The organism is Streptomyces sp. NPDC001822 (assembly GCF_042892135.1).
Classification (GTDB): domain Bacteria; phylum Actinomycetota; class Actinomycetes; order Streptomycetales; family Streptomycetaceae; genus Streptomyces.
Genome location: NZ_JBIATW010000004.1, coordinates 256,196 through 278,667 on the forward strand (window position 1 = coordinate 256,196; position 22,472 = coordinate 278,667).

At 65.9% G+C, this 22,472-nt stretch carries 28 protein-coding genes and 1 pseudogene; 22 read left to right on the top strand and 7 right to left on the bottom strand.

The annotated features are described in order from the left end of the window. Positions 1–48: 48 nt before the first annotated feature. Entirely contained in the window at positions 49–1,224 is a 1,176-nt protein-coding gene (locus tag ACFYY2_RS11950) for a GNAT family N-acetyltransferase (RefSeq protein WP_388740625.1), read from the top strand. Between the two features lie 48 nt (positions 1,225–1,272). Further along, complete coding sequence (locus tag ACFYY2_RS11955; RefSeq protein ID WP_388740628.1) at positions 1,273–2,391, top strand: hypothetical protein; 1,119 nt, start codon at positions 1,273–1,275, stop codon at positions 2,389–2,391. Positions 2,392–2,447: 56 nt separating this feature from the next. Here the strand turns inward: ACFYY2_RS11955 and ACFYY2_RS11960 are convergent, their stop codons facing one another. Beyond that, positions 2,448–3,350 (bottom strand): phytanoyl-CoA dioxygenase family protein, encoded by a 903-nt coding sequence (locus ACFYY2_RS11960; RefSeq protein WP_388740631.1) that lies wholly within the window; start codon positions 3,348–3,350, stop codon positions 2,448–2,450. A 108-nt stretch (positions 3,351–3,458) separates the two neighbouring features. On the opposite strand from ACFYY2_RS11960, the gene ACFYY2_RS11965 reads away from it, so the two are divergent. Continuing rightward, positions 3,459–4,775, top strand: coding sequence for an MFS transporter (locus tag ACFYY2_RS11965; RefSeq protein ID WP_388740633.1), 1,317 nt, complete (start codon positions 3,459–3,461; stop codon positions 4,773–4,775). 90 nt (positions 4,776–4,865) lie between these two features. Then, positions 4,866–6,086 (top strand): acetyl-CoA carboxylase biotin carboxylase subunit family protein, encoded by a 1,221-nt coding sequence (locus tag ACFYY2_RS11970; RefSeq protein WP_388740636.1) that lies wholly within the window; start codon positions 4,866–4,868, stop codon positions 6,084–6,086. A 22-nt stretch (positions 6,087–6,108) separates the two neighbouring features. Here ACFYY2_RS11970 and ACFYY2_RS11975 read toward each other — a convergent pair whose 3' ends face one another. After that, positions 6,109–6,690 carry a GNAT family N-acetyltransferase gene (locus tag ACFYY2_RS11975; protein WP_388740640.1) on the bottom strand — a complete coding sequence of 194 codons (582 nt, stop codon included), beginning with the start codon at positions 6,688–6,690 and terminating at the stop codon, positions 6,109–6,111. Positions 6,691–6,817: 127 nt separating this feature from the next. Next, positions 6,818–6,940, bottom strand: a pseudogene (locus ACFYY2_RS11980) (3-hydroxyacyl-CoA dehydrogenase family protein); the annotation flags it as partial. Positions 6,941–7,900: 960 nt separating this feature from the next. On the opposite strand from ACFYY2_RS11980, the gene ACFYY2_RS11985 reads away from it, so the two are divergent. After that, entirely contained in the window at positions 7,901–8,152 is a 252-nt protein-coding gene (locus ACFYY2_RS11985; protein ID WP_388740643.1) for a hypothetical protein, read from the top strand. A gap of 276 nt (positions 8,153–8,428) precedes the next feature. Here the strand turns inward: ACFYY2_RS11985 and ACFYY2_RS11990 are convergent, their stop codons facing one another. Together ACFYY2_RS11990 and ACFYY2_RS11995 are read right to left on the bottom strand one after the other, a co-directional pair. Then, positions 8,429–9,469, bottom strand: coding sequence for a hypothetical protein (locus ACFYY2_RS11990; protein ID WP_388740645.1), 1,041 nt, complete (start codon positions 9,467–9,469; stop codon positions 8,429–8,431). Positions 9,470–10,106: 637 nt separating this feature from the next. Next, positions 10,107–10,967, bottom strand: coding sequence for a 3-hydroxybutyryl-CoA dehydrogenase (locus ACFYY2_RS11995; protein ID WP_388740648.1), 861 nt, complete (start codon positions 10,965–10,967; stop codon positions 10,107–10,109). Positions 10,968–11,164: 197 nt separating this feature from the next. Between ACFYY2_RS11995 and ACFYY2_RS12000 the strand changes: the two genes are divergently transcribed. From ACFYY2_RS12000 to ACFYY2_RS12010, 3 genes are all read left to right on the top strand, one after another. Further along, positions 11,165–12,391, top strand: coding sequence for a glycoside hydrolase family 10 protein (locus tag ACFYY2_RS12000; protein ID WP_388740651.1), 1,227 nt, complete (start codon positions 11,165–11,167; stop codon positions 12,389–12,391). Positions 12,392–12,775: 384 nt separating this feature from the next. Continuing rightward, a complete protein-coding gene (locus tag ACFYY2_RS12005) occupies positions 12,776–13,732 on the top strand; it encodes a hypothetical protein (RefSeq protein ID WP_388740653.1) in 957 nt (318 codons plus the stop codon). Positions 13,733–13,773: 41 nt separating this feature from the next. Then, positions 13,774–14,592 carry a hypothetical protein gene (locus ACFYY2_RS12010; protein WP_388740654.1) on the top strand — a complete coding sequence of 273 codons (819 nt, stop codon included), beginning with the start codon at positions 13,774–13,776 and terminating at the stop codon, positions 14,590–14,592. Positions 14,593–14,670: 78 nt separating this feature from the next. Here ACFYY2_RS12010 and ACFYY2_RS12015 read toward each other — a convergent pair whose 3' ends face one another. Further along, entirely contained in the window at positions 14,671–14,865 is a 195-nt protein-coding gene (locus tag ACFYY2_RS12015) for a DUF397 domain-containing protein (protein WP_388740657.1), read from the bottom strand. Then, positions 14,862–15,569 carry a DUF5753 domain-containing protein gene (locus ACFYY2_RS12020; RefSeq protein ID WP_388740659.1) on the bottom strand — a complete coding sequence of 236 codons (708 nt, stop codon included), beginning with the start codon at positions 15,567–15,569 and terminating at the stop codon, positions 14,862–14,864. The genes ACFYY2_RS12015 and ACFYY2_RS12020 overlap by 4 nt, the downstream gene beginning before the upstream one ends. Before the next feature lie 280 nt (positions 15,570–15,849). Between ACFYY2_RS12020 and ACFYY2_RS12025 the strand changes: the two genes are divergently transcribed. The 14 genes from ACFYY2_RS12025 to ACFYY2_RS12090 all read left to right on the top strand — a co-directional run bounded on the left by ACFYY2_RS12025 (position 15,850) and on the right by ACFYY2_RS12090 (position 22,472). Further along, positions 15,850–16,071, top strand: coding sequence for a hypothetical protein (locus tag ACFYY2_RS12025; protein WP_388740661.1), 222 nt, complete (start codon positions 15,850–15,852; stop codon positions 16,069–16,071). Then, positions 16,068–16,283 carry a hypothetical protein gene (locus ACFYY2_RS12030; protein WP_388740664.1) on the top strand — a complete coding sequence of 72 codons (216 nt, stop codon included), beginning with the start codon at positions 16,068–16,070 and terminating at the stop codon, positions 16,281–16,283. The genes ACFYY2_RS12025 and ACFYY2_RS12030 overlap by 4 nt, the downstream gene beginning before the upstream one ends. A gap of 7 nt (positions 16,284–16,290) precedes the next feature. After that, positions 16,291–16,524 (top strand): hypothetical protein, encoded by a 234-nt coding sequence (locus tag ACFYY2_RS12035; protein ID WP_388740667.1) that lies wholly within the window; start codon positions 16,291–16,293, stop codon positions 16,522–16,524. 146 nt (positions 16,525–16,670) lie between these two features. Next, positions 16,671–16,808: a hypothetical protein gene (locus tag ACFYY2_RS12040; RefSeq protein WP_388740670.1), complete on the top strand. Its 138-nt coding sequence runs from the start codon at positions 16,671–16,673 to the stop codon at positions 16,806–16,808. A gap of 2 nt (positions 16,809–16,810) precedes the next feature. Then, the gene (locus ACFYY2_RS12045; protein ID WP_388740673.1) at positions 16,811–17,764 is read left to right on the top strand and encodes a hypothetical protein; all 954 of its coding nucleotides are present in this window, start codon (positions 16,811–16,813) and stop codon (positions 17,762–17,764) included. A gap of 1,505 nt (positions 17,765–19,269) precedes the next feature. Then, positions 19,270–20,028 (top strand): hypothetical protein, encoded by a 759-nt coding sequence (locus tag ACFYY2_RS12050; RefSeq protein WP_388740675.1) that lies wholly within the window; start codon positions 19,270–19,272, stop codon positions 20,026–20,028. A gap of 78 nt (positions 20,029–20,106) precedes the next feature. Continuing rightward, positions 20,107–20,283, top strand: coding sequence for a hypothetical protein (locus ACFYY2_RS12055; RefSeq protein ID WP_388740678.1), 177 nt, complete (start codon positions 20,107–20,109; stop codon positions 20,281–20,283). Between the two features lie 93 nt (positions 20,284–20,376). Beyond that, a complete protein-coding gene (locus ACFYY2_RS12060; RefSeq protein WP_388740681.1) occupies positions 20,377–20,607 on the top strand; it encodes a hypothetical protein in 231 nt (76 codons plus the stop codon). A gap of 79 nt (positions 20,608–20,686) precedes the next feature. Beyond that, positions 20,687–20,998, top strand: a complete 312-nt coding sequence (locus ACFYY2_RS12065; protein WP_388740685.1) for a hypothetical protein — start codon at positions 20,687–20,689, stop codon at positions 20,996–20,998. Positions 20,999–21,275: 277 nt separating this feature from the next. Next, positions 21,276–21,425: a hypothetical protein gene (locus tag ACFYY2_RS12070; RefSeq protein WP_388740688.1), complete on the top strand. Its 150-nt coding sequence runs from the start codon at positions 21,276–21,278 to the stop codon at positions 21,423–21,425. Further along, entirely contained in the window at positions 21,425–21,574 is a 150-nt protein-coding gene (locus ACFYY2_RS12075; protein WP_388740691.1) for a hypothetical protein, read from the top strand. The genes ACFYY2_RS12070 and ACFYY2_RS12075 overlap by 1 nt, the downstream gene beginning before the upstream one ends. Continuing rightward, positions 21,574–21,810: a hypothetical protein gene (locus ACFYY2_RS12080; protein ID WP_388740693.1), complete on the top strand. Its 237-nt coding sequence runs from the start codon at positions 21,574–21,576 to the stop codon at positions 21,808–21,810. The genes ACFYY2_RS12075 and ACFYY2_RS12080 overlap by 1 nt, the downstream gene beginning before the upstream one ends. Beyond that, positions 21,810–22,247, top strand: coding sequence for a hypothetical protein (locus ACFYY2_RS12085; protein ID WP_388740695.1), 438 nt, complete (start codon positions 21,810–21,812; stop codon positions 22,245–22,247). Before ACFYY2_RS12080 ends, ACFYY2_RS12085 begins: the two co-directional genes overlap by 1 nt. Positions 22,248–22,256: 9 nt before the next feature. Beyond that, a complete protein-coding gene (locus tag ACFYY2_RS12090; protein WP_388740698.1) occupies positions 22,257–22,472 on the top strand; it encodes a hypothetical protein in 216 nt (71 codons plus the stop codon).

The window sequence follows — 22,472 nt, forward strand, 5'->3', positions numbered from 1 at the left end:
CGCTACAGGCCGCCGGAACAACCCTCTTGTCAACATCGGGAGTCACCCATGGATGTCCGCACCTACGACACGGCCGGCGCGCTGCCCGCCGCCGACTGGGGGACCCTCGCTTCCGGGTCCACCCTCTACTCGACCACGGGCTTCCAGGGCGTCCGGGAGGAGGAGCTGCCACCGGGTGCGCGGGCCCGCCGCATCGTGGCCCACAGCGCCGAGGGCACCCCGACGGCCGGTCTGGAGACCTACACGTTCACCCGGCCTCCCCACGGCCTCTACACGCCCGCCGATCTCCTCGCCGGCCTCGTCGGTGAGGAGCGCCACGCCGCTGTCGCCTCGCGCCCGCTGGCGATCGGCGCGGGCTGGTCGGAGTTCCGCGGCCAGGTCGTCCACCACCCGGACGCCGGTCCCGGACAGCGGGCGGTGGCCGTCGAGGCTCTGACCGCCGAGGCGCTGAACTTCGCCAAGGGGGCCGAGGCGTCCGTCCTCGCCTACTACTACCTCCCCCGTGAGGACGCCCTCGACATCGCCCGCGCACACGAGCACGCGGGGGCCGTCGTCCTCTTCCACGACGTGGAGACGGTGCTCCCGATCGGGCTCTGGGACGGACTGGACGACTACTACGCCTGGCTCCCCGCCAAGCGCCGACCCCGTGCCCGGCGCGAGGTCCGCACCTTCCGTGACAGCGGGCGCACCATCCGGGAAGTGGCTCTGCCCGAGGTCGTCGACCGCATCGCCCCGCTCAACAGCGCCCTCATGCGCAAGCACGGCCACGACTACGGGGTCGAGCGGGCCGCGGAGGTCTACGGCAGGCAGGGACGGCACCTGGGCGACAGCAGCACCCTGCTGCTGGCCGAAGAAGGCGACACCCCCGTCGGCTTCGCCCTGCGGTACCACCACCAGGACATGCTCTACGCCCGCGTGGCGGGCTTCGACTACGACTTCGCCAACAAGGCGGACTACTTCAACCTGGTCTTCTACCACCCGATCGACCAGGGAACGGGGCGGTCCACCAGAGCCATCCACCTCGGCCTGGGGACCTTCGAGGCGAAGCTGACCCGGGGTGCCCAGCCGGTCCCCCTCTACACGGTGCTGGTGGGCGTCGACCAGCCCCTCGATGCCGATCCCGACGTCGTACGGGAACGCAACCGCCAGGAGACCGAGGCGTTCGGGGACGCGTACGCGCGGCATGTCGTGGGTGGGCTCGACACGAAGGAATGGCAGCTGTGAACAGGAGTACCCGCCCGAAGGCCGGATCGTACGGCAGGAGGCCCGGCCGTGACTGAGACCAGGCACCTGGCGTCGATCGGCGAGATCGAACGGGCCACCTGGGACTCCCTGGCGCCCGCCTCCTGCTTCTACCAGAGCCACGGCTGGCTCGCCGGGCAGGAGCGTCCCGACTTCGCCACGGCCACCTACACCGTGGTGACGTCGGGGAGCGGACTCCTCGCCGCGACCCCGTCCTACGACTTCCCCGCCGAGAACGCCCCGGCACTCCCTCCGGTCGCCGCCGGCCGCGAGGTCCTGCGCGTGGGCACCCGGACCGGATACCACAACGAGTTTCTGCTGGCCGGAACCGAAGCCGAACAGCGGTCCGCGCTGTCCGAGTTGGTCGAGGGCCTCGCGGATCACGCCGCCGGCCTCGGCCGCGACGCCCTCCTCTTCGACTTCCTCACCACCGACAGCCTGCGGCTGCTCGCCGGTCTGTTCCCGGTCCGCGCCCAGCTGCGCAGCGCCGAGGCCGTGGTCCACAACGAGGGTGGCACCTTCGAGTCGTACAGGCGGATGCTCGGACGGAACGTCCGCAAGCGCGACTACGAGGTGCGCAAGTTCGAGCGGGCCGGGCTGCGGCTGGAGACGGCGCCCCTGTCGGCGTGCGTGGACGAACTCGCTCCCCTGATCGGCCAGACCATGGACCGCTACGACGCCTCCCTGGACCAGGGGGAGATCAGGACGTTCCTCAAAGCGCAGGCCGATCAACTGGACGGCGTCAGCACGGTGTTCCGCGTCGTCGACGAGGAGGGCGGGCCGGTCGGCGGGCACGTCGCCTTCGCCTGGCGGGAGATGCTCTACGCCCGGGTGGCCGGCTTCGACTACACACGGACCAGGGACGCGTACGAGTACTTCAACGCCGTCTACTACGGACCGCTGCGCCACATGGAACAGCACGGGCTCAACGCCCTCCATCTCGGCCTGTCGGCGGTCGAGGCCAAGGTCAGACGCGGAGCGCGGCTCCACCCCGTATGGGCGGCCGTTCTGCCCCTGCCGCTGGTCCGGGGTGCCGGCCTGACCCGTGACGCCGCCGCCGACCAGGCTCTGGCCGACTCGGTGCGGACGGAGGCCGGCGGCGGGATGGCCGACGAGGAGTGGGAGCTGAGCCGGGTCACCCCGCTCTGATTCCCGCGGCCGTCACCGCGGGGCGCCGGAGGGCGGCGGCACCCCGCGGCACGGTCTCACCCGCGGGCGGGCCAGAGGGTGGGGCAGAAGTCCGGATCGGCGTAGTCCGGCTCACCGGCCGGGGTCCGCCGCACCAGGGCGTCGTGCTTGTAGGGCTGCTGGCGGCCGTCGGAGTTCCGGTAGTGCCGGTAGGTGTTGGTGCTGTCCTGGAGGTGGAACGAGATCGCCCGCCGTGGGTCAGGACTGCGGTTGGGGCCGCTGCCGTGGTAGAGCAGGCAGTGGTGGAAGGTCATGTGGCCCCGGGGAATGTGCACGGGGACCCGCTCGGCACTGGCGCCGTTGCGCTCCGCGTCCCCTTCCAGCAGGTATTCGCGGGCCACGTCGGCCGGGTCACCGGCCGGCCGCTCGGCACCGTGACGCCGCTTCCACCGGTGGCTTCCCGGCACCATCGTGATGGTGCCGGTCTCCTCCGTGCAGTCATGGAAAGGGATGAAGGCCGTCAGCATGTTGTCGGACGAACAGGTGGGCCAGAAGTATTTGTCGAAATGCCATGAGACGATGTTCGACGTTTCTTCGGGGGCTGCCGGCTTGTAAATGAGAGTCGCCATGAAAGTGCGTATCTCCGGTGTTCTCGCAAGGCGCGCGGCCACGGCGGCGACCACGGGTTTGCGGAGAATTCCGGCAATGGTTTCATCCCGGTAGTGGATGTAGTCGTTGTTGCGCTGGATCTCACCGTCGGCAGGTGACCAGTCGGCCAGCCGGTCTGGCCGGGCCGGCAAGTCGTGATCGCGCTGACCTGCGTAGAAGCGCTCGCTGGCCTGAGTCAGGGCCTCGGTTTCCGCGTCGCTGAGCAGCTTCTGCGAAAGGTACCAGCCAGTCTTCTCGTAGCGCAGGACATCCTCGTCCGACGGTAGTAGGCGCAATTCTTTTTCCGTCAGTACCGAATATTCCGACACCATACTCTCATCTCTCCGAACATCTGTCGGATCGTCGGGTCCGACCACACCCTAGCGAACACCTGGGGCGTGTGCTAGGTTTCTTCGACAACTGGTTCGATGGGGGATGGAATGGCGATCCTAGACGAGGAAGTCCGGGTTCTCCTCAAGGAGAACAGGGATTTCCGGAATGTGTGGACCGGGGAGTCCGCCGCTCATTTCGGGACCCAGCTGACCAATTTCCTGCTGCCTCTGGTCGCGGTGACCGCCCTGCACGCGAGCGGCACCGAGGTGGGCCTCATCTCCGCCGTGCAGTTCGTTCCGATCGTCCTGCTGTCGCTGGTCGCCGGAGTGGTGGTCGACCGCCACCCGCCCCGCCGCACGCTGGTGGTCACGAGCGTGGCCCGCGGTGCCGCGCTCGCGCTCCTCGGTCTCGCGCAGGCCACCCAGGGGCTGACGATCACCCATGTGGTGGCGGCTGCCGCGGTCATCGGCACGGCGACGGTCTTCTACGAGGTCGCGTACCAGTCCACCATCCCCAAGATCGTCTCCGTGGACTCCATCCCCTCGGCCAACGGACTGCACCAGGCCACCTACTCCGTCAGCCAGCTGGCCGGCCCGTCCGCGGCCGGCTTCCTCGTCGGCAAGCTGGGGCTCTCGCCCACCTTCGCCGTCGCCGCCGCCTTCTTCGTCGGGGCCACTCTCAGCGGAGCACTGCTGCGTGATGTCAAGGCGCCCGGCGTACCGAGGCAGTCGGCGCTGCGCACGATCGAATCAGGGCTGCGGTACACCTGGTCCCTGCGCCCCCTGCGTGACCTCTGCACGCAGGCGGGCCTGTCCAACCTGCACGAGCAGTGCTTCCTCACGGTCTTCCTGATCTTCGCCGCCCGCGAACTGGGCCTCAGCGGCACGGCGATCGGACTGGTCATCGGCGTCGGCAGCGTCGGCGCGCTGGCCGGCTCGCTGGTGGCCGCCCGCATCGGCGCCCGGACGACCGTGGGCCGTACCCTCACCGGGGGTGTGGTCCTCGCCGCCGCCGGTCTCCTCCTCGTCCCGGTGGTGGCCGTCCCCGACCTCGGCGTCGTCGTCCTGGTTTCCCTCCTCGCCCTCGCCTTCGTCGTGAACGGCTTCGGCGTGGCACTCTTCAACGTCTTCGCGGTGAGCCTCCGGCAAGCCATCCCGCCCGAGCACCAGTTGGGCGCGGTCACCGCGAGCTACCGGCTGGTGGCCCTGGGGACGCTGCCGGTCGGCGCATTCGCCGGCGGGGTCCTCTCGGACGTCCTGGGGGCCGGCCGCGCCATCTGGATCGTCGGGGTCTCGTACCTGTTCGTCTCGTTCTGGCTGATGTTCTCGCCGCTCCGTTCGGCCACCACCCTCGAACAGGCCCGCGCGCTCGGCGTGCGGCCGGCGTCCGGAGAGACCGCCGGCGAGCAGACCCCCGCCCCCTGACCGGCCCCGAACCACCCCGATCACCCCCGCCCCGAACCACCCCGATCACCCCCGCACCGCGCAACCCAGAGACAGAAGGCGAGCACCGACGTGGCTGAAGAGCGAGACGTCCTGATCTACTCCAAGCGCTTCGAGGGCGGCGTGCGCCTCGTCTCGCGCATGCTCGAGGGCATGGGACGCCGCCCGGTCCTGGTCTCGGACGAGCCGGAGGACGTCAACCGCGCCCACTGCGCCGCCCACGTCGTGGTCGACTGGGAGACGGCGAGCCTGGAGGAACTGGTGGCGGCGGTCGGCGCGGCGGGCGTGGTGCCGACAGCCGTCGTCAACTTCGTGGACTCGCTGATCTCCTGGCAGGTGCGCACGGCGCGGCACTACGGGCTGACGGGCGGCGAGCAGGGTCGCGAAGTCCTGCTGAGCAAGGCGCGGGTACGGGCGGCCATGGCGGACCGGGGCCTGTCCTCGCTGGCCTTCGTGGCCGGAACCGCCGCCTCCCTCGACACCGACGCGGTCACCTCGTACCCCGTCATCGTCAAGCCCGACCAGGACTCGGGCGGTTCACGGCTCGTCCGTCGCGCCAAGGACGCCGCCGAGCTCGTCTCCTGCCTCGGGGAGCTGGCCGCCGCCGCGGGTCCGGAGACGGACGTCATCGTGGAGGAGTACATCGACGGCATCGAGTTCTCCGTCGACGGCCCGGTGCTGGACGGCCGCTTCCATCCGCTCTTCGAGGTCGAGAAGACGGGCCACGACGACCGGCGGCACCACGACGCGGGACTCCTCATCTCGCCTCCGGTCTCCGCGCCTGTGCGTTCCGCCGCGGGCGAGCTGTCGGCGCGGGTCGGGGCGCTGTGCGCCTCCCTCGGCCCGGGGGACAGCTGGCTGCACGTCGAAGGGCGGGCGCGCGCGGACGGCACCTGCGAACTGGTCGAGATCAATCCGCGTCCCGGCGGCCGCATGTACCGGGCGGCCACCCAGCGGGCCTGCGGTGTCGACTCCATCGACGTGTCGGTACGCATGGCGCTCGGCGAGCGTCTGGACGGCGTCCTGGCCGAGGCGGCCACCGGCGGCACCGAGCTGCTGGCCATGCTCCCCTTCGAGGCCGACCGCGTGGGCACCCTGGCGCGTGCCACCTCCGTCGAGGAGCTCAAGCGGATTCCCGGGGTGGTGGACGGCTACCTGTTCGAGAACTTCCGCGTGGTGACCATGGACCGGGAGAACTTCTTCGCCGAGGCCATGATCGCCGCCGACAGTGTCGCCGAGCTCCACAGGACAGCCGAACAGGTCCGCTCGGTATTCACCTTCACCTTCGAGTGACCCGCAACGGGCGGAGGCGCGCTCAAAGCCCGCCCGGGCCCCGGGCGGGTGCTCCGGGGGTGACTGGCGCCGCGTAGCAGTGCACCGTCACGGTCCGGTCCGGCCCCCACCGCTGGTCGACGGTGGCCAGCCGGGTCCACCCCAGGCGCTCGTACAGGGCGACGGCAGCCGTGTCGGAGGTCAGGACGTCCAGGACCGGATGCAGCCCGCGCCGCCGGGCCTCCCACGCCGCCCGCTCCGTCAGCAGGGCGCCGGCACCGTGGCCGCGTGCGGCGGGGGAGACGAACAGACGGCTCATCACCGCGGTCTCCTCGACGGGCACGCCCGAACAGCGGCTCCACAGGCCCGGCGCCCGGTCCTCCGCGCCGCCCCCCGTCAGGCCGACGTGGCCGACGACCTTCCCGTGCAGTTCGGCCACCCAGGCGCCGAACAGAGAGGGTCGGGCCAGCCAGTCACCGGGGCGTTCGGGCCACAGCTCGGGGTAGCCGTCGCGCTCGTGCACGTCGGCCAGCACCTGCACGCAGGCGTCGAGGTCGGAGCCTTCGCGCCACCGGACCCGGCAGCCGGGTGCCTCTCGCGAAGTGAGGTCGGTCTGTTGTCCCACCGCAGCATGAAATCACTCTTCGACCGCCGTCGCGCGAAGGCCGGTACGGGGGCGGCACGGCAGGTGGCCGGATCGGCGGCGCCTTCCCGACGGGCCCGGCGGTGTGAGCGCCGGGCCTCGCGGGCGGTCAGCCGTACGGGTAGAACCCCGACCCCGTCTTGCGGCCCAGCCGGCCCGCGTCGACCATGCGCTGGAGCAGCGGGGGAGCGGCGTACAGGGGCTCCTTGTACTCCGCGTACAACTGGTCGGCGTTGGGCGTAGCCCTGTGACCAGTAGTCGAGTGTGACCTTCGGGGAGGAGTGCCCAGCCAGGTCGCCACGCTCACGATGGACTCGCCGGCCTCCAACTGCACGCTCGCGAAGGTGTGACGCAGGACGTGGAACATGTCCGGCCGTGAGCGCTCGTAGACGGGGTGGAGGCGGACGCGGGAACCGTAACTCTCCGCCTTCTCGCCGACCTGGCGCAGAACCCCTGCGGTTACGAGAGCGGGCTTCCAGCTGCGCTCGTTCCAAGTCCCGGGATTGATCCGAAGCCCGTGGGAGGTGCTCAGCACGAGTCGCAGGGTGATCGGCTTGCGCTGACGCTCTTCCAACTCGGTCGTCGGCGTCTCGGGATTACGCCACGGCAGGGTGCACTCGACCGGCGGGAAGAGCTGGAAGTGGAGCCGAACGCGGCGGGCGAGGTTCGGCGGAAGGGGAACAGTACGGGTCTTTCGGCCCTTGGGGAGGCAGACGTGCGGCCGCCTTTCCCGTCCCAGCGGAGCTGACGCCGTATGTGGACCACCTCCGCCCTGAAGTCGAAGTCCTCTTCCGCGAGGCCGAGCGCCTCGCCTTGACGAACTCCGAGTGCGAGCCCGAGGTCCACGGCGATCCGGTACCGCTCCTGTAGACCCTCCCGCACCGCGTCGGCCGTGGTTCGAGACCACGCCTTCGCCTTCTTACCGACCGGCTTGGGCCACTTGATCGATCGGTGGGCAGCGATGGGGCTCTTCAGCAGGCGCTTGTCATCAACCGCGGAATTCAGAGCCTTCTCCGCGTGGATCAACCGGTACAACGCGGTCACCGGTCGCTCTCCTTCATGAAGAAGGCGCGCCGAGCTCGTAGTGGACGCCCTCGACATGGCCCACGGCCGAGGCGGTCCGGAGCCCGGATGCGTGGTCCACAGTGATCGCGGAAGCGAGTACACCGAAGCTCAATTCAGCTACCGAATAATGCAGTTGGGGCTACGGCAGAGCTGCGGACGCACCGGCTCGTATTTCGACAACGCCGCAGCAGAGAGTTTCTGGGCCCTGCTCAGGGAAGAGATCGGAACTCGGACGTGGCCCGACCGGGCCACCGCCCGCACCGATGTCTTCACCTTCATCGAGACCTTCTACAACCGCCGCCTGGGCAAGCACAGAATCTTCGGCTACCTCACCCCGGCGGAGACCAGGCAGCGACATCAACACGCCCTCGCGGCATAACGAACGAGTGTCCAGGATCACGGGGAACTTCACAAGGGCAGGTGTTCACCCGGATCGGTTGGAGCAACTGAGCTCCACCGCTACAACGCACCGCCCCCGGCATTGGAGCTGCTGGGGGCGGTGCGTTTCGCGTCGTAGCCGGAACCTGAATCGTCCCCTTGCTCGGAGTTCTGGCGGTTGCCGCGCGAACTTCGCTGCAGCACCGTCCTGATCACCGATACGGCCACGGCTGCACTCGTCCGTCACCTCGCGACGTCACGCTGAACGGCGCAGGGCTTACTGAGTCATTTTCCAGTGACCGACACTGGTGAAGTCCGCTGCCCGTTTGTAGTCAATTGCCCCGTTCGCCTGGGTGCGAACGTAGTAGAGAAGGGCGTTGGACGCGATGACCAGAACCGTGTGAACCGCGGTATTGCGACTGATCTCGTCGTACCACGAGCTGGCGGCTCCCCCAGCGGAAATCGCAACGCTGGAGATGGTGTCATCGTAGGAATTGACCATCGTGACCAGCCCCCAGCCGTTGTCGGTCAGCGCGATGGACGGGGAGTAGTCCGTCGAGCGCGGCACGCTGCCGCCCAGGGGGTAGGGGTCGGTCCAGTAGCCGCTCCCGTACGTCTGCCGGGAGATGAAGACCTGTCCCGTAGGGGTGCCGCGCCAGACGATGACGATCTGGTTCCAGCTGCTGATCTGAGCGGCGATGGCGGGGGCGTCGAGGGTGCGGGCACCCGGGACGGCCGAGGGGGCCTGGAAGCGGTTGTTCCCGCCGTTGAAGAACATCGTCCAGACTTCCGGGCCGTTTTCACCAGCCCAGGCGAGTATGAAGGAGTTGTTCGGCAGTGCGGCTGCGGACGGGCCGGTGTATATCGACGTCCTGGCAGTGTTGGGCACCTGAGTCACACGAGGGATCACTGTGGGCAGGTATCCGTCGGACCTGAGCTGGACGCGCGTCTGGTAGATGTTTCCGTCGAGGCCGGTGTGGAAGATGCGGAAGTTTCCACCGCTTCCGTTGTCGGTCCAGACGACGGACGGGGCGGCGCGCGTCTGCGCGAAGGTGTCATCGAGCAGCGCCGGCACCTGGCGCGCGTTCGAGCGGTTCACCGAAATCCAGAGGGAATTGTCGGTGTGGGAACGCCACGCATGAACGATGTTGCCGTGACTGTCCCTGGCCTCTCCCTCTGTGCTCTGGGAGTAGATCTGACCGTCTTGGTACTGCACCGGCTGCCAGCCGATGTCCTCATCCGGGAGGCCGGCGGCGTTGGCGGGGACTGCGATTCCGAAGACGACGGCACTGGCGGCGATCAACGCGATGATCGCCATCCGGAATCGTTTGAATTGTGCGAGCATGTTTCCCTTATTCGTTCTCAGGGTGAGCTGGCACGTCCTCGAATTTCGCGCTTTTCGCCATGTGGCACGGGTGCTGAGCACTGCTTCCGGCACGCCGAAAGAGGCGGGCGGAGGATGTTGCACGCTCACCGAGAAGGTTGCTTCGTCAAGCACCTTAACAGTTCACTTAGGTGTGGAGGTCACCCGGTCCCGGTTCATGTAAAAGGATCTTGTAATCGCGGTCTTTCGTTGCGGTGATCGATCCGAGGATGACTTCGTGGCAGGCCGGCGGGCGACGGCGAAGCCAGCTAAGCAAGGACGTCTTTGCGACGGTCCTCTTCACCGAGGATGGCGAGCATGTCAGCCAGAGCGCCGCAAGATCGGCTGCGACTTCCGGGCCCTCCTGCCGGAGCAAATGCCAGGCGGTATGCGGGTTGCCGGGCCGTACGGGCTGTGTCGGCCTCGGGGCGGTGCCGGGCGGGCACGGCACCCGTTGCTCCGTGGCGCTCCGGATGGCGTCGGGGGGCCAGCGGTAGGAGGCAAGGCTCTTCGGGGCCGTACACGGTCCTGACCTAGGAGAACGTGCCCCGGCGGGCCCGGCGGCCTGAGCGCCGGGCCCGCCGACGAGCGGTCACGCGTACGGGTAGAACCCCGACCCCGTCTTGCGGCCCAGCCGGCCCGCGTCGACCATGCGCTGGAGCAGCGGGGGAGCGGCGTACAGCGGCTCCTTGTACTCCGCGTACATCGAGTCGGCGACCGACGCCACGGTGTCCAGGCCGATCAGGTCGGCGAGCTTGAGCGGACCCATCGGGTGGGCGCAGCCCATCTCCATGCCGTTGTCGATGTCCTCGCGGCTGGCGATGCCCGACTCGAACATCCGGATCGCCGAGAGGAGATACGGGATCAGCAGCGCGTTGACGACGAAGCCGGACCTGTCCTGGGCGCGGATCGCGTGCTTGTCGAGCACGTTCTGCACGACCGCCTCGGCACGCTTTATGGTCTCGTCGGACGTGGTCAGCGCCGGGATCAGCTCGACGAGCCGCTGCACCGGGGCCGGGTTGAAGAAGTGGATGCCGATGACCTGGTCCGGGCGGGACGTGGCCACGGCCAGCTTCACGAGCGGGATGGAGGAGGTGTTCGAGGCGAGGATGGCGTCCGGACGGGTCACCACCTGATCGAGTACCTGGAAGATCTCGGTCTTGACCTGCTCGTTCTCCACGACGGCCTCGATCACGAGATCGCGGTCCGCGAACTCGCCGAGGTCGGTGGTGAAGCTGAGGCGGGCGAGGGTCTCGTCACGCTCCTCAGCGGTGATCTTGCCGCGTTCGGCAGCCTTGGAAAGGGAGTTGTGCAGCCGGGTACGCCCTATCTCCAGGGCCTCGCCGGTGGTCTCGGCCACCTTGACCTCGAGGCCGCTGCGGGCACACACCTCCGCGATGCCTGCGCCCATCTGGCCACAGCCCACCACTCCGACGCGTGCAATGTCGGCCATAGAGTCCGTCACCTCGTGCCTTTCGCTGATCTTCGTGCGGCAGGTCCCGTCTGATTCCGGTGTCCGCCCCGACCCCACGACGTTACTCCGCGACGAGGCTCCGGTGAGCTGCGGGGCGCACGGAACCGGGTCGGGCATGATCGGCGTCACGCACTGCTGGTGTGATGTACGGACACAGGGAAGCGAAAGGTATATACATGCGTCGTTTGGGCCGTAGGTCTTTCGTCATGGGTGCGGTGAGCACGGTGGCCGCGCTGACGACTGCGGGTGATGCCGTCGCCGTGCCCCGGCCGGGTGCCGGACGGCGCCGGCGCCGCAGAGCGGGGGAGGGGGAGATGCGCGGGGTGTGGATCGCCACGGTCGCGAACATCGACTGGCCCTCGGCGACCGGCCTGAGCGCGGCCGCCCAGCAGGCGGAGCTGATCGCTCATCTGGACCGGGCGGTGGACCTGAGGCTGAACACCGTCGTCCTCCAGGTCCGGCCGACCGCCGACGCCCTGTGGCCGTCGTCGTTCGAGCCGTGGGCCGAGTGCCTCACGGGTGTCCAGGGCAAGGACCCCGGCTGGGACCCGCTGGGGACGGCGGTGCGCGAGGCGCACGCGCGCGGTCTGGAACTGCACGCCTGGTTCAATCCCTACCGGGTGGCCAATCACACGGACCCCTCGAAGCTGGTCGCCACCCATCCGGCGAGGATTCACCCGGAATGGGTCCTGCCGTACGGCGGAAAGCTCTACTACAACCCGGGACTGCCCGAGGTCCGGAAGTTCGTCCAGGACGCGATGCTCGACGCCGTCAGCCGCTACGCGATCGACGCGGTGCACTGGGACGACTACTTCTACCCCTACCCGGTGGCCGGCCAGGTCTTCGACGACGACGACGCGTTCGCTCTGCACGGCGGGGACTTCACCGACAAGGAGGCCTGGCGGCGCGACAACACCGACCGGCTGGTGCGCGAGACCGCCGCCCGGATCAAGGAGGTCAGGAGCGGCACGCGGTTCGGGATCAGCCCCTTCGGCGTGTGGCGCAACGCCTCGACCGATCCCGCGGGCTCCGACACCGCGGCGGGCGTGGAGACGTACGACGACCTGTACGCCGACACCCGGAAGTGGGTCAAGGAGGGGTGGATCGACTACATCTGCCCGCAGGTGTATTTCAAGGCGCAACGCTCTGGCCAGGCAGTTTCGTACAGCAAGCTGGTTCCCTGGTGGGCTGAAACCGTCCGCGGTACGGGTGTGGACCTCTACATCGGAGAGGCCCTGTACAAGGTCAACACCGAGGACTGGCCCGCCTCCGAGCTGGTCACCCACCTGGACATCGCAGCCCAGTATCCCGAGGTCAAGGGACACATGCTCTTCTCCGCCAGCGTCGTTGCGAAGAACCCCAAGGGAGTGATGACAGCCATCGCCGGGGAGTGGGCTCGGTGAACCCGCATGACCTGATCGCGGATCTACTCGACCAGCTAGGAGAAGAGGAGACCCTTAGGGCGTTAGCCGCGCTCGGGCAGCGAGCCGAGGATCCGGAAGAGCCAGCGCAAGCCGTGGAGGCTCCGACAGCACTGCCCTCACCCAGGACCGAAGGCCGGCGCATGAAGGTAGTGGTTCGTCGAGTCTGACTTTGCGGCCGGCGCGAAGCGCCGCGAGGGTCTGCGCGTCCCCGGCTGCGGGGACCGCGTGAACGAGAGCCTTGACCGGAGACCGACCGATCATGGTACGGTCGTCACGCATTCAAGAAATTCACACAGAGAGACCCCCTTGAGGCTGCAACCTCGCGGGGGTCGATCACTCACACCGAAGAGGTCTAGGTCTTCGATGCAGGTTCAGCGTACCAAGCACACGTCCGGCTTCACCATCGTCCCGAACGCCATAGTTCAGCACAGCACCCTGAGCCTCACGGCTCGGGGGCTGCTGGGGCTTCTCCTCTCTCAGCCTGACCGCACGGCCGAGACTGTTCGGGAGCTGACTGAGGGATGCGCCGAGGGTCAGAAGCGTGTCGGCAACGCCATGAAGGAGTTGCAGGCTGCTGGGTACGTCATCTGTGCCCGTGTCCAGAGCGAGCGGGGCCACTGGTCCACTCACGTGACCGTGTTCGACCTGCCTCAACTTGCCGTGGCACCGGAGACCGTTTCTCCGAAGCCCGGCCGTCCGAAGCGGCGGCTCGCCGGGATCAACCCCTTCGGGGAAAGGACCCAGGAAAAGAACCCCCCTGCCCCCCAGGAGTCCGAGGAGCTGGCCGAGTACGGCCAGGCACCGGACACGCACCAAGGGGAGGGGGAGGAAGCTCCGCAGATACAGGAAGACGACCAGGAGCACGGCCGCGCTGCGGCTCTCCTGGGTCGCCTGGCCACTGCTGACGCATCGTTGGCACTCTCGGCCAGCGACGTCATGAAACTCGCTCCGCTGGCCGCTCAGTGGCTTCAGCGTGGCGTCTCCGAACTCCAGCTCCGCAATGAGCTGGTTGGCGGTCTCCCGTCCAGGATCAAGAGCCCTCGCGCTCTGCTGGCCGACCGCCTGACTCGCAAGATGCCGTCCGTGCCGGTCAAGGTCGAGCCCTTGGCCGAGTGTGGTGACTGCGGCGGCTTCCTGCCCCGTGGCCAGCAGGCCGGTATCTGCCTGCGGTGCGCTGGTGTGGCTGCTGCCCCCAGCCCTGCCGCCGAGGTTGGCCAGACGTCTGAGTCTGCCTCTCTGCTGGCCGCAATCCGTCAGCGCCGTGAGAGCGGGTCCATCAAGGGCACCTCTCACCGTGGCTTCGCCACCGTCACGGCCTGACAAACACACCCACCCAATCTGAGGGGATCACTGTGTCTACTGTGCCCTGGTACATCAAAGCTGTGCTTCGCATAGCCCTCCCCGCGGCCTGCCTTGCCGCGCTGTATCTCTCCATCCCCGGAGAGGTCGCCTTGGCGAAAACGGCCGGATGGTCTGAGCACTACGCCCCGGCCATGCCGATCTGCCTCTCGGTCTACGCCCTCGCTGCGGGTGCCATCTCCGGCTTCCGCCGGAAGATGAGGCTTCCCGGAGAGAAGACGGCCCTCATCGGCGGCGTGATGGCTCTCGCCCTCGCCATGGGCGCTCAGTCCATCTCTCACCTGATCGAGCAGAGCTACATGGCGGGCTCTGCCGCTCTCACCGTGGCTGTCTCGTGCATCCCCCCTCTGGTGATCGCTCACCTCATCCACATGGCTGAGACTCCCGCTGTGGTCAGGACGGCTTCCGAGGAGCTGGAGGAGCTGAGGGAGGTCTCTCAGTCCCTCATGACTGAGCTGGTTGCCTCTGAGAGTGCCGCACTCGCCTCTCACACTCGCCTCGTGCTGAGGGAGCTGGGCGCCGCCACCAACAACGTGTCGGAGCTGAACGAGGAGACGGAGGAGCTGAACGAGAGGCTGGAGGAAGCTCTCGGAGAGGAAGAGGCCATGGCGACTGAGGAGCAGGGGAAAACGCAGAAGAAGCGTCTCTCTATCGCCCGGTCGATCGAAGGGGCCCGTGAGAGCCTGGCGGCTCAGGGCAAGAAGGCGACCGTGGCGAGGGTCTGCGAGACCCTGGGTATCTCCAGCGCCACCTACTACCGCTACTACCAACCGAAGACTGACACCTCCTCTGAGGGGATGCTCAGCTTCTCGGTTGGCTAGGACATGAAGACGAGGCCCGGACAGGCTAAAGGTCCGGGCCTCTAATTCATTCCTTCAGCCCTGCGGGCAGAGCGTGTGTTAGACCTGAGCCGCCTTGGCGTACTCCACGAAGGAGGACCAGGCGGACGGGGACAGGGTGAGGGTCGGGCCGGCATGCACCTTGCTGTCTCGGACAGGGACCTGACCGGAGGAGGCGACGACGGAGGGCGCCCACTCCACGCAGTTGCCACCATCCGTATTGCTGTAGCTGGACTTGGCCCACTCAACGGTCACAACTTCTCCATCTGCTCTCTGATGATGTCCGCGCTTCGTCGGACCGAGTGAGCCTCACTTAGAAGGCTCTCGAAGGTCCGGACGGCAGCCCTCACATGCTCGGGGTCCTCAACGATCCCCGTCATACGGTACGTCTCAACGTAGACAACTGTCGCCAGGGTAGGGGCCGTCAGCAGAGTTGCCGCCGAGTCGATCAGAGTGTGTGGTTCGGCGCTCAGAGGTAGTACCTGAATGCTGGTTGTCGATCGCCTCATGTGAGCGAGCAGGCTTCCCAACTGCTCTGCCATGACCTCAGGGGCAGCCACCTGCCTCATGAGCACCGACTCGCAGAGCACCACCCGCAGGTCCGGGGGAGCCTCCGACCGGAGCACTCCTTGTCGAGCGATCCGCTTCGCTGCCTCCGCCGCGATCTCTTGCTCGGTGGCTCGGGGAGAGCCCGCTCTCAGTAGGGCGTGGGCGTACGGCTCCGTCTGGAGCAGGCCCGGGATGATGGTGGGGGACCACTCCCATATCTGGACGGCTCCGCGCTCAAGCTCCATCCGCCGCCGGTACAGCTCCGGGAAGGACGCGGCCACTGTCTGTTCGGCCAACCGCTTGAACTTGCCGTCTGTCCGGAAGACCTCATCCAAGAGGGCCGGCAGCGCCGCGGGAATCGGTCCTGTGTTCTCCAGGCGGCTGACTGTGCTTTTCGAGACCTTCAGCATGCCCGCTAAGTCTGACTGAGTCAGCGGGCCCCCCTCGTACAGCTCACGTTCGCTTTTCAACTCTTCGGCGAACTCACGTCGCGGGTCAACATCTTCACTCATAAGTCCCCCTGACCACAGGTTTGGTCACGAACCGTCAGCACCCCTAGTGCACAGGTCAGAAGCCTTGGCATATGCCTGCGCGACCAGTACCGAGGTTGGGCGCTGAAACCCTTCCCATGCTAGACGCGGAGGGCGAACCTCGTACTACGGAGAGTGGAAGTCCCCCCAAGGAGCACCCATGGTCTACCCCCTCGAACAAGCCTTCAGCGAGCCGGCGACGCCGCAGATACAGGGTCAACAGACCGTGAGACAACTGCGAGATGTGCTGAGTGCTCACGGCCTCGAATTCCGCACCATGCGGCTCTCGGGGTTTGATCAGCGGGTGCCGGCCATCTTTCTTGGGGAGATCAGCATCGAGGCTGGACGAAAGCTCACTGACCTGCTGGGGGAGACCCGGTGACGTCCAAGGAAGCTGCTGAAGCAGCGTGCGTGGGCCTGTATGAGGCCGCCCTGGGCCGAGGCGTCAACCTCCGCAGTATCCGCCTTGAGGGCCTGAATATCCGGCTGAAGGGCCTGGACGCAGCCAGGATCGACCTGCCCGACGAGGACCAGGAGATGACCGCGGAAGAGGCCGCGCGCATCTCTGACCGACTGCGCAATACCTCGCGCTAGGAGCCTCATGGGTTCGCATCGCCTCTACGTTCCCCGCATCGGGGACATCGTGAAGGACTCCGCAAAGAAGGCCCCGGCCGGCACGGTGATGGGCCATGAGGGGCCGTACTACCAACTGCGACCCCTTGGCGGCGGCAAGGAATGGGACGCCCGCCCAGAGGACATCGAGCCGGTCCCTCAGATCGAGCTACTGAGCCTGAGAGCTGCCGAGGCGACTCGGCGGGGGCTCCAAGACTCCTAGTCGGCTGTCTCCCTTCAATCGGCGGGGACGAGCGACAGTCGACTAGGGCATGCCCCTCTCCCGCAGGGTCCCCCCTCCCTGTGCCCTGCGGGAGAGGTTCGCAAGGTAACTGCTGGAAGTACCATCGAGCCCGGAAGGGGTTTGTAGTGGAATCCGAATACAGGTACGACGAAGAGAGCCAGGTCAACGTGACGCCGGAAGGCGTCCCGTTCGTGGAGGTGGCGGACTTCTTCGGCCCGAGCTACACCCACAACAGCAGCGGCCACAAGAAGGACGATGACTGATCATGCCAACTGTCCTCATCGTGACATCACGTGAGGACGTCACCGCCGACCTCGTCGTACGCGCCTGCGACGGGGTCGGCTCTGACGTTCTCGTACACCGGATTGACCCTGCGGACATCTCTAAGGGGTCGCTTCACCTCAAGGGCATCATCAAGGAGGGGCGAACGGCCTTCTCCCTGGCGGACAGCCACAGAGTCACCAACTCCCCGGACATCACTGCCATCTGGTGGAGGAAGCCATCGGTTGACGAGACGTCCGAGGCTGTAACCCAGCTCTACGGAATGCTGCGGACCCTGGACCACGCCCTTTGGGTCAATCACCCTGACGCCAACCTGAGCGCCGGCCACAAGCCGGTACAGCTCAAGGCTGCCGCCGAACTCGGCTTCAAGGTGCCCGATTGCCTCATCACGGACAATCCGGAGGATGCCCAGGAGTTCATCCGAGAGCACCGCGGCGAGGTCATCGTGAAGCCCCTCCGGAAGGGGGAATTTGTGCCCACTCAGGCCGTACCTGCCGACTTCCGCCCTGATGAACCCGTATTTCTCCAGCGGAGAATCATCAAGACTCACGACATTCGGCTGACCCTGGTTGAGCAGAGAGGCTTTCCGTGTCGAATCACCACCGACACCGATGCCTTGGATTGGCGCGTTGAGCAGGAAAAGGCCACTTACGAGCCTATTTCCGTGGCTCGCCCTCTCATGGAGAAGTGCCAGAGGTACATGAAGCACTTCGGCCTGCAATATGCGGCCTTTGACTTCGCCGTGGACGCCAACGGCACAGCTTGGTTCCTCGAATGCAACCCCAACGGGGAATGGGGATTCATTGAGTCCCGCACGAAGATGTCCATTTCACGAGCCATGGCTGAGCATCTGATCTGGTCGCCGATTGACCGCCTTGCTTTTGACGGTAAGGGAGGCCACCAAGCCTCATCTACCCACAAGGCACGTACTCTCTAGGATTCATCAGGTGAACCGGGGCCGCCCCTCTTGTGGGGGCGGCCTCAGTCGTGTCTTGAGGTCTCTGTGGGGGGCATAAACCCCCCACCATAAAAGATGTCGGTGTCAATCAGTCGATCTTGGTACGCAAACCCCCTCAAGTGAGGTCGAACTCACACCACGAGGGGGTTATTTCATTCCTTCCGGGCTCCCTGACAGGGGGTGTTGGATGCCGGCACGGCTCACTGAGGGCAGTAAGGCGGGTTCGGAGGGTAAGGAAATGGCTAATGGGCCACTTTCTTAAACCCGTACACGATGGCAGGAAGGTACCCCCGGTGGGTCCAGTTCGATGCAAATAAAGTATTACCCCCCATATGCACGTGTATATGCGAGAGAAACATTTGTGTTATCACATAGAGATATGCATTCCAATTCATCTATATAACCACGCGTGACCGTCCATTACTCTGTGAATTCATTCCCTTGTTTACGAACAGTGAGAGGGCAAGTGCTAGGGGTCACTGAGGTAGGGTAATTAGCCTCTCTAATGTGTCGCAATTGTCGCATGGATATGTCCCCTAGTGGGGCATTCCAATGTCCATAATGCCTGCAATGTCTTCCCTTATGTCCTTAATGTCGCCCCAATATGTCCCCTTTTGGCATTAACTTGAATCCGTGACGGTGGGCTATTATTAGGACATCGAAAGGGGAAAGGCAAAACCCCCCGATCGCCCCCCCGCGCATCGCGCGGGAGCGGGCATCGGGTTGGGCGCCCTACCTTTCGCGCGAACAACGGATAGGCCCACCGAGGGTCTATTCGGTGTGCCCAAAAGATGGGTGCACCAGGAAGGCGGTAAGGCTTGGTTAGGCATAGGGCCCTCGCGGGCTAGCACCATACGCGCAGTACAAAGCGGGCCGTCAAGGCTCTCATAGGCATGCCCTGTGGCAGTACGTACATAGGGCCTCTGCGGTATTCAAACGCGGGCCACACCCCTTCTAGGGGGAGTGCCGCAAGCCGGGCTAGGCATAGGTGATCCGCCTATGTGATCGGTGCCCAATGGCGGGAAAGCCGTCGTCGCATACCTTGCGCCATGGGGGTGTGTGGTTGATAACTCTATAGCGTGCCAACTCTCTAATCCTGAACGGGTGAACGAGTCTAGGTCGTGTGGATTGCGACTGAAAGCCAATTGGGCCGGTAGGACACAAGGCTTGCCTTGTGTGAGGTGCCCATATTGGTTGCTCGGGTGAACACGTAGGGTCCTGAAGCCGAAAGGTGCATGAGACCGGGGAGTGAAGCACGCTTGCAACTAGAGACATAGAGACCCGTTTAAGCGCCATGTAGTCACAGATGGTGTGTACGCGCGGGATTAACTTTGGTCGGTACGCGGCGCGCTCGGTAGGGCGCGCTCGTACTGAATTCTTTCCCTACCCGTTGCGGTGTGGGTTATCACCGTAGGGCGACGGTCGGTCAAACGGCCGTCGCTCACTGTTCCCTGTTCGACACTCCGTATCACAAAGGAGGCACCATGCCCAAGGTCGAGTCTGACTACAAAACCGCCGAGCGAATGGCGAAAGGTGCAAGCGGTGAGTGGGGGATCAAGCCTCTGCCTGTCGTGAGCAGGAGTGCGCGTAAGCGCATCGCTGCTGACGCGCCTAAGCGCAAGTTCGTCACCATCGACGGTGAGCGCAAGGAGGTCAGGCAGGCGCCTAAGCGTGAAGCGCGGCCTTACCCGTCCGCCCCTGTCACAGCACGCCCCGGCAGCCGCGTAGCGGCCACGGTGCTGCGTGGACACGTCGAGCACATCCCTCATCTGCCTTTCCGGCGCGTCGGCGCCGAGCTGGAGGTAGGGCGCAAGCTCACCAAGCCTCAGCAGGCGAACCACGTCCCGTTCATGCCGGAGTTTCAGGCCGAGGGACAGCCCTTCCCGCGAATCTCGCGGGACAAGGACGGAAATGCTGTGCCGCGTGTCCGGACGGACAACGGCATGACCAAGCAACTCCAAGGGAGGGGCATCGGTCGCCGCGAGGACGGCAAGCCGACGTACACCAAGCGGCAGCTCGCAGAGTTCGAGGCCGAGCAGAAGCGACGTCTGGAGACTGCCCAGGAGGTCACACGCCTACGTGAGCTTGGCCAGGCTCAGGAGGACTCGCACAAGGCCGCGAAGCGGGCGCTACAGGACGCCATGGGGCGTGAGCGCGAGGCCCTGGCCCATGGGGACGTGGACGCGGCGGAGGCCGCTCGGGCGGACGTCCGGAGGTTCCGTAAGGCAGCGCGTTTCCAGTAGCCCTACCCAAAAACTTGAATCCGTGACGCAGGGCGTGCAGTATGAGCATGCCCCCGGCACACAACCGGAGGTAAGACCGTGACCATCTGTACCCGCAATCTCCGCAAGGCTCCCAACCGCCGTGGGGCGGCCTACGCGAACGCCTTCCTCAAGGAGCTTTTCAGGCTGCAACGGAGGCAGTACTACCGCGGAATCGGGGCCGACTTCCGCGCCATGCGGAACGGGGGTCCGCGCACCTTCCTGCCGGTCGTCTAGGCACTCTCAGGGTCCTGTCCTGCCCACGCTGTGGGCAGTGGCGGAACCCGGTAAGCGCCCATGCGAAACCGGTGGAATGAGATAGGTGGGCAAGTGGCCACCATTGACATAGCCGTCATCCGGACCGGTCTGGAAGGCAAGACCACCCTGGAACTCTGCGACGACTTCAAGCACCTGCGGAACTCCACACGGCCGATGCCGTGGGCTGAACAGGCCATCTCTGACGTGCTGTTCGGGCGGAACGAGACGGCGTGGTTCGAGTGGCAGTTGGAAGGCGATCTCTTCGGCCGCGCGCTGCCTCACAGGTACTTCGGCCTGATCTAGCCCGCACATAGGGAAAGGCCCGGATAGTGAAAGTATCCGGGCCCTTCCTGTCCTCAAAGCATACAGGAAAGGCTTTGCCATGCCCGTGTACTTCCTGCCCGAGACGGAAGAGGATCGCCGACTCGCCCCCCTGCTCGACAGGTGGATGCGAGGAGACGACAAGGAGCCCTGTGGGCTCTGTCTGCGTGAGTCGCGCAAGACCACCTACGGATACATGTGCTGGGAGTGCGAGGAGTCGCGTCCCGTCTGGGAAGCGCACTTGGAAGTGATCGTGAGGGCCGAGTGGAAGCGCAGGGCTGAGGCCTATGACGGCATGTGCCACTCGTGTGCCCTGACTCGCGTCAAGGGCAGCTTCGAGTGCGAGCCCTGCCGCACGGAATGGGAGGGCTGACATGGGCTCGACCTACCGCTACTGCTGGTGCTGCGGCCACGACCACGTATCGACCACTGCGGCCGTGAAGCCCCTGTGTCCCGAGTGCATCGAAGAGGGCTGCGACGAGGACTCGCCGGCCTGCACATCCGCCTGACCGTACCCAGTGAGCGTGATGCAGGCCGGCCCCAGGTCGGTCCTGCGTCGCGGCCTCTGTGCGGCCAGTACATCCACAAACGTAAGGAAGGAATTTGCCATGCGCGCACGCTCTTTCGTACACCCCCGTAGGAACGTCTCGATGACTCCGGCTATCCGCAGATGGGGCCAGCCCCGAATTCCCGGCCGGTACCGCGTCGTCGAGGCCATCAACGGCACCTTGACGCCCGGCCGCTCGCTCTCCCGCATCGATGCCATCCGCACCTTCCAGCGCTTCGTGAAGGGCTTCTGATGCCCAGCACGCTTTCCAGCGCTCAGCGCAAGAAGCCTCCCGTAGTCATCACGGGCCAGGCGGATCTTCTCGTCGAATGGCGAGACACCGGCAAGATCACCCCCTCCCAGTTCAACACCTTTACCCGAACCTCCCCCAAGGGAAGCTGATGTCCAAGTTCCAGAGCAGCGAGGCCGAAGAGCTGTACTTCCACCGCCCCGAGGACGAGGTGGGTGACAGCTCCGATGGGCCCGCTTGGTACGGCCTCTATCAGCTCGAAGCAGCGATCCTCACCGAGGACGCTGACGGGTCCGTCTACATGCACAAGTACGAGACCACGGAAGAGCTGAACGAGGCTTGGGAACTGATCATCCACAACACCTATCCGGCAAAGGACTTGGTCTGATGTTCGACTACAGCCCCGCGCAGGACAACAGCGAAGCCGCGTGGATCGATTCGGTTCTGTACTCCGACCAGACGGCCGACAACTTCACGCCCTACGGCGCGAATGGGTTCGGTGCCGCGATCTACAGCGTGGTGTCCATTCTCGATGGCAAGGACGCGGACGTTTACGAGGGCGCGGACGCGAAGCGGGCCGAGAGTGAGGCCATCAACGCCTATCACCGTCTCCACGGCAAGGCCGAAGTCCTGGTGATGCAGGACGGAAGCAATTGGAAGTGGGTGTTCGGCCTGCCCAAGCATCAATTCCCCGACTCCCGGCCGCAATTGGTGGAGGCCGGATTCTGCACGGACCCCCGATGCGGACAGGTCAACCCGCTGGATTGCTTCTGCCGCTACAGCATGACCCCCGAAGAGGTCGCGCGCTGGGAAAAGTACGACTGAGGAGAAGCTGTGACTTCTGAAGAGATCGAGTTCCGCGGTGTGCCCTGGAGAACCAGCACGCTGGCCGGGAAGATCGTGGAAGCACTGGACGAGAACACGAGGGCTCGCGGCGGGATCGACATCCCTCTTGACGCTGAAATTCGTGTCGGCCCCATGGCCTTCCGATACGACGACAGGCGAACGCGTAAGCGCTGGTACATCGCCGAACACCCCAAAGATTTCTGA

Coding starts and splice junctions, on each gene's coding strand:
- ACFYY2_RS11950 (WP_388740625.1), top strand. CDS start 49: ATGGATGTCCGCACCTACGACACGGCCGGCGCGCTGCCCGCCGCCGAC.
- ACFYY2_RS11960 (WP_388740631.1), bottom strand. CDS start 3,350: ATGGTGTCGGAATATTCGGTACTGACGGAAAAAGAATTGCGCCTACTA.
- ACFYY2_RS11965 (WP_388740633.1), top strand. CDS start 3,459: ATGGCGATCCTAGACGAGGAAGTCCGGGTTCTCCTCAAGGAGAACAGG.
- ACFYY2_RS11985 (WP_388740643.1), top strand. CDS start 7,901: ATGCAGTTGGGGCTACGGCAGAGCTGCGGACGCACCGGCTCGTATTTC.
- ACFYY2_RS11990 (WP_388740645.1), bottom strand. CDS start 9,469: ATGGCGATCATCGCGTTGATCGCCGCCAGTGCCGTCGTCTTCGGAATC.
- ACFYY2_RS11995 (WP_388740648.1), bottom strand. CDS start 10,967: ATGGCCGACATTGCACGCGTCGGAGTGGTGGGCTGTGGCCAGATGGGC.
- ACFYY2_RS12000 (WP_388740651.1), top strand. CDS start 11,165: ATGCGTCGTTTGGGCCGTAGGTCTTTCGTCATGGGTGCGGTGAGCACG.
- ACFYY2_RS12005 (WP_388740653.1), top strand. CDS start 12,776: ATGCAGGTTCAGCGTACCAAGCACACGTCCGGCTTCACCATCGTCCCG.
- ACFYY2_RS12020 (WP_388740659.1), bottom strand. CDS start 15,569: ATGCTGAAGGTCTCGAAAAGCACAGTCAGCCGCCTGGAGAACACAGGA.
- ACFYY2_RS12025 (WP_388740661.1), top strand. CDS start 15,850: ATGGTCTACCCCCTCGAACAAGCCTTCAGCGAGCCGGCGACGCCGCAG.
- ACFYY2_RS12035 (WP_388740667.1), top strand. CDS start 16,291: ATGGGTTCGCATCGCCTCTACGTTCCCCGCATCGGGGACATCGTGAAG.
- ACFYY2_RS12045 (WP_388740673.1), top strand. CDS start 16,811: ATGCCAACTGTCCTCATCGTGACATCACGTGAGGACGTCACCGCCGAC.
- ACFYY2_RS12050 (WP_388740675.1), top strand. CDS start 19,270: ATGCCCAAGGTCGAGTCTGACTACAAAACCGCCGAGCGAATGGCGAAA.
- ACFYY2_RS12065 (WP_388740685.1), top strand. CDS start 20,687: ATGCCCGTGTACTTCCTGCCCGAGACGGAAGAGGATCGCCGACTCGCC.
- ACFYY2_RS12070 (WP_388740688.1), top strand. CDS start 21,276: ATGACTCCGGCTATCCGCAGATGGGGCCAGCCCCGAATTCCCGGCCGG.
- ACFYY2_RS12075 (WP_388740691.1), top strand. CDS start 21,425: ATGCCCAGCACGCTTTCCAGCGCTCAGCGCAAGAAGCCTCCCGTAGTC.
- ACFYY2_RS12080 (WP_388740693.1), top strand. CDS start 21,574: ATGTCCAAGTTCCAGAGCAGCGAGGCCGAAGAGCTGTACTTCCACCGC.
- ACFYY2_RS12085 (WP_388740695.1), top strand. CDS start 21,810: ATGTTCGACTACAGCCCCGCGCAGGACAACAGCGAAGCCGCGTGGATC.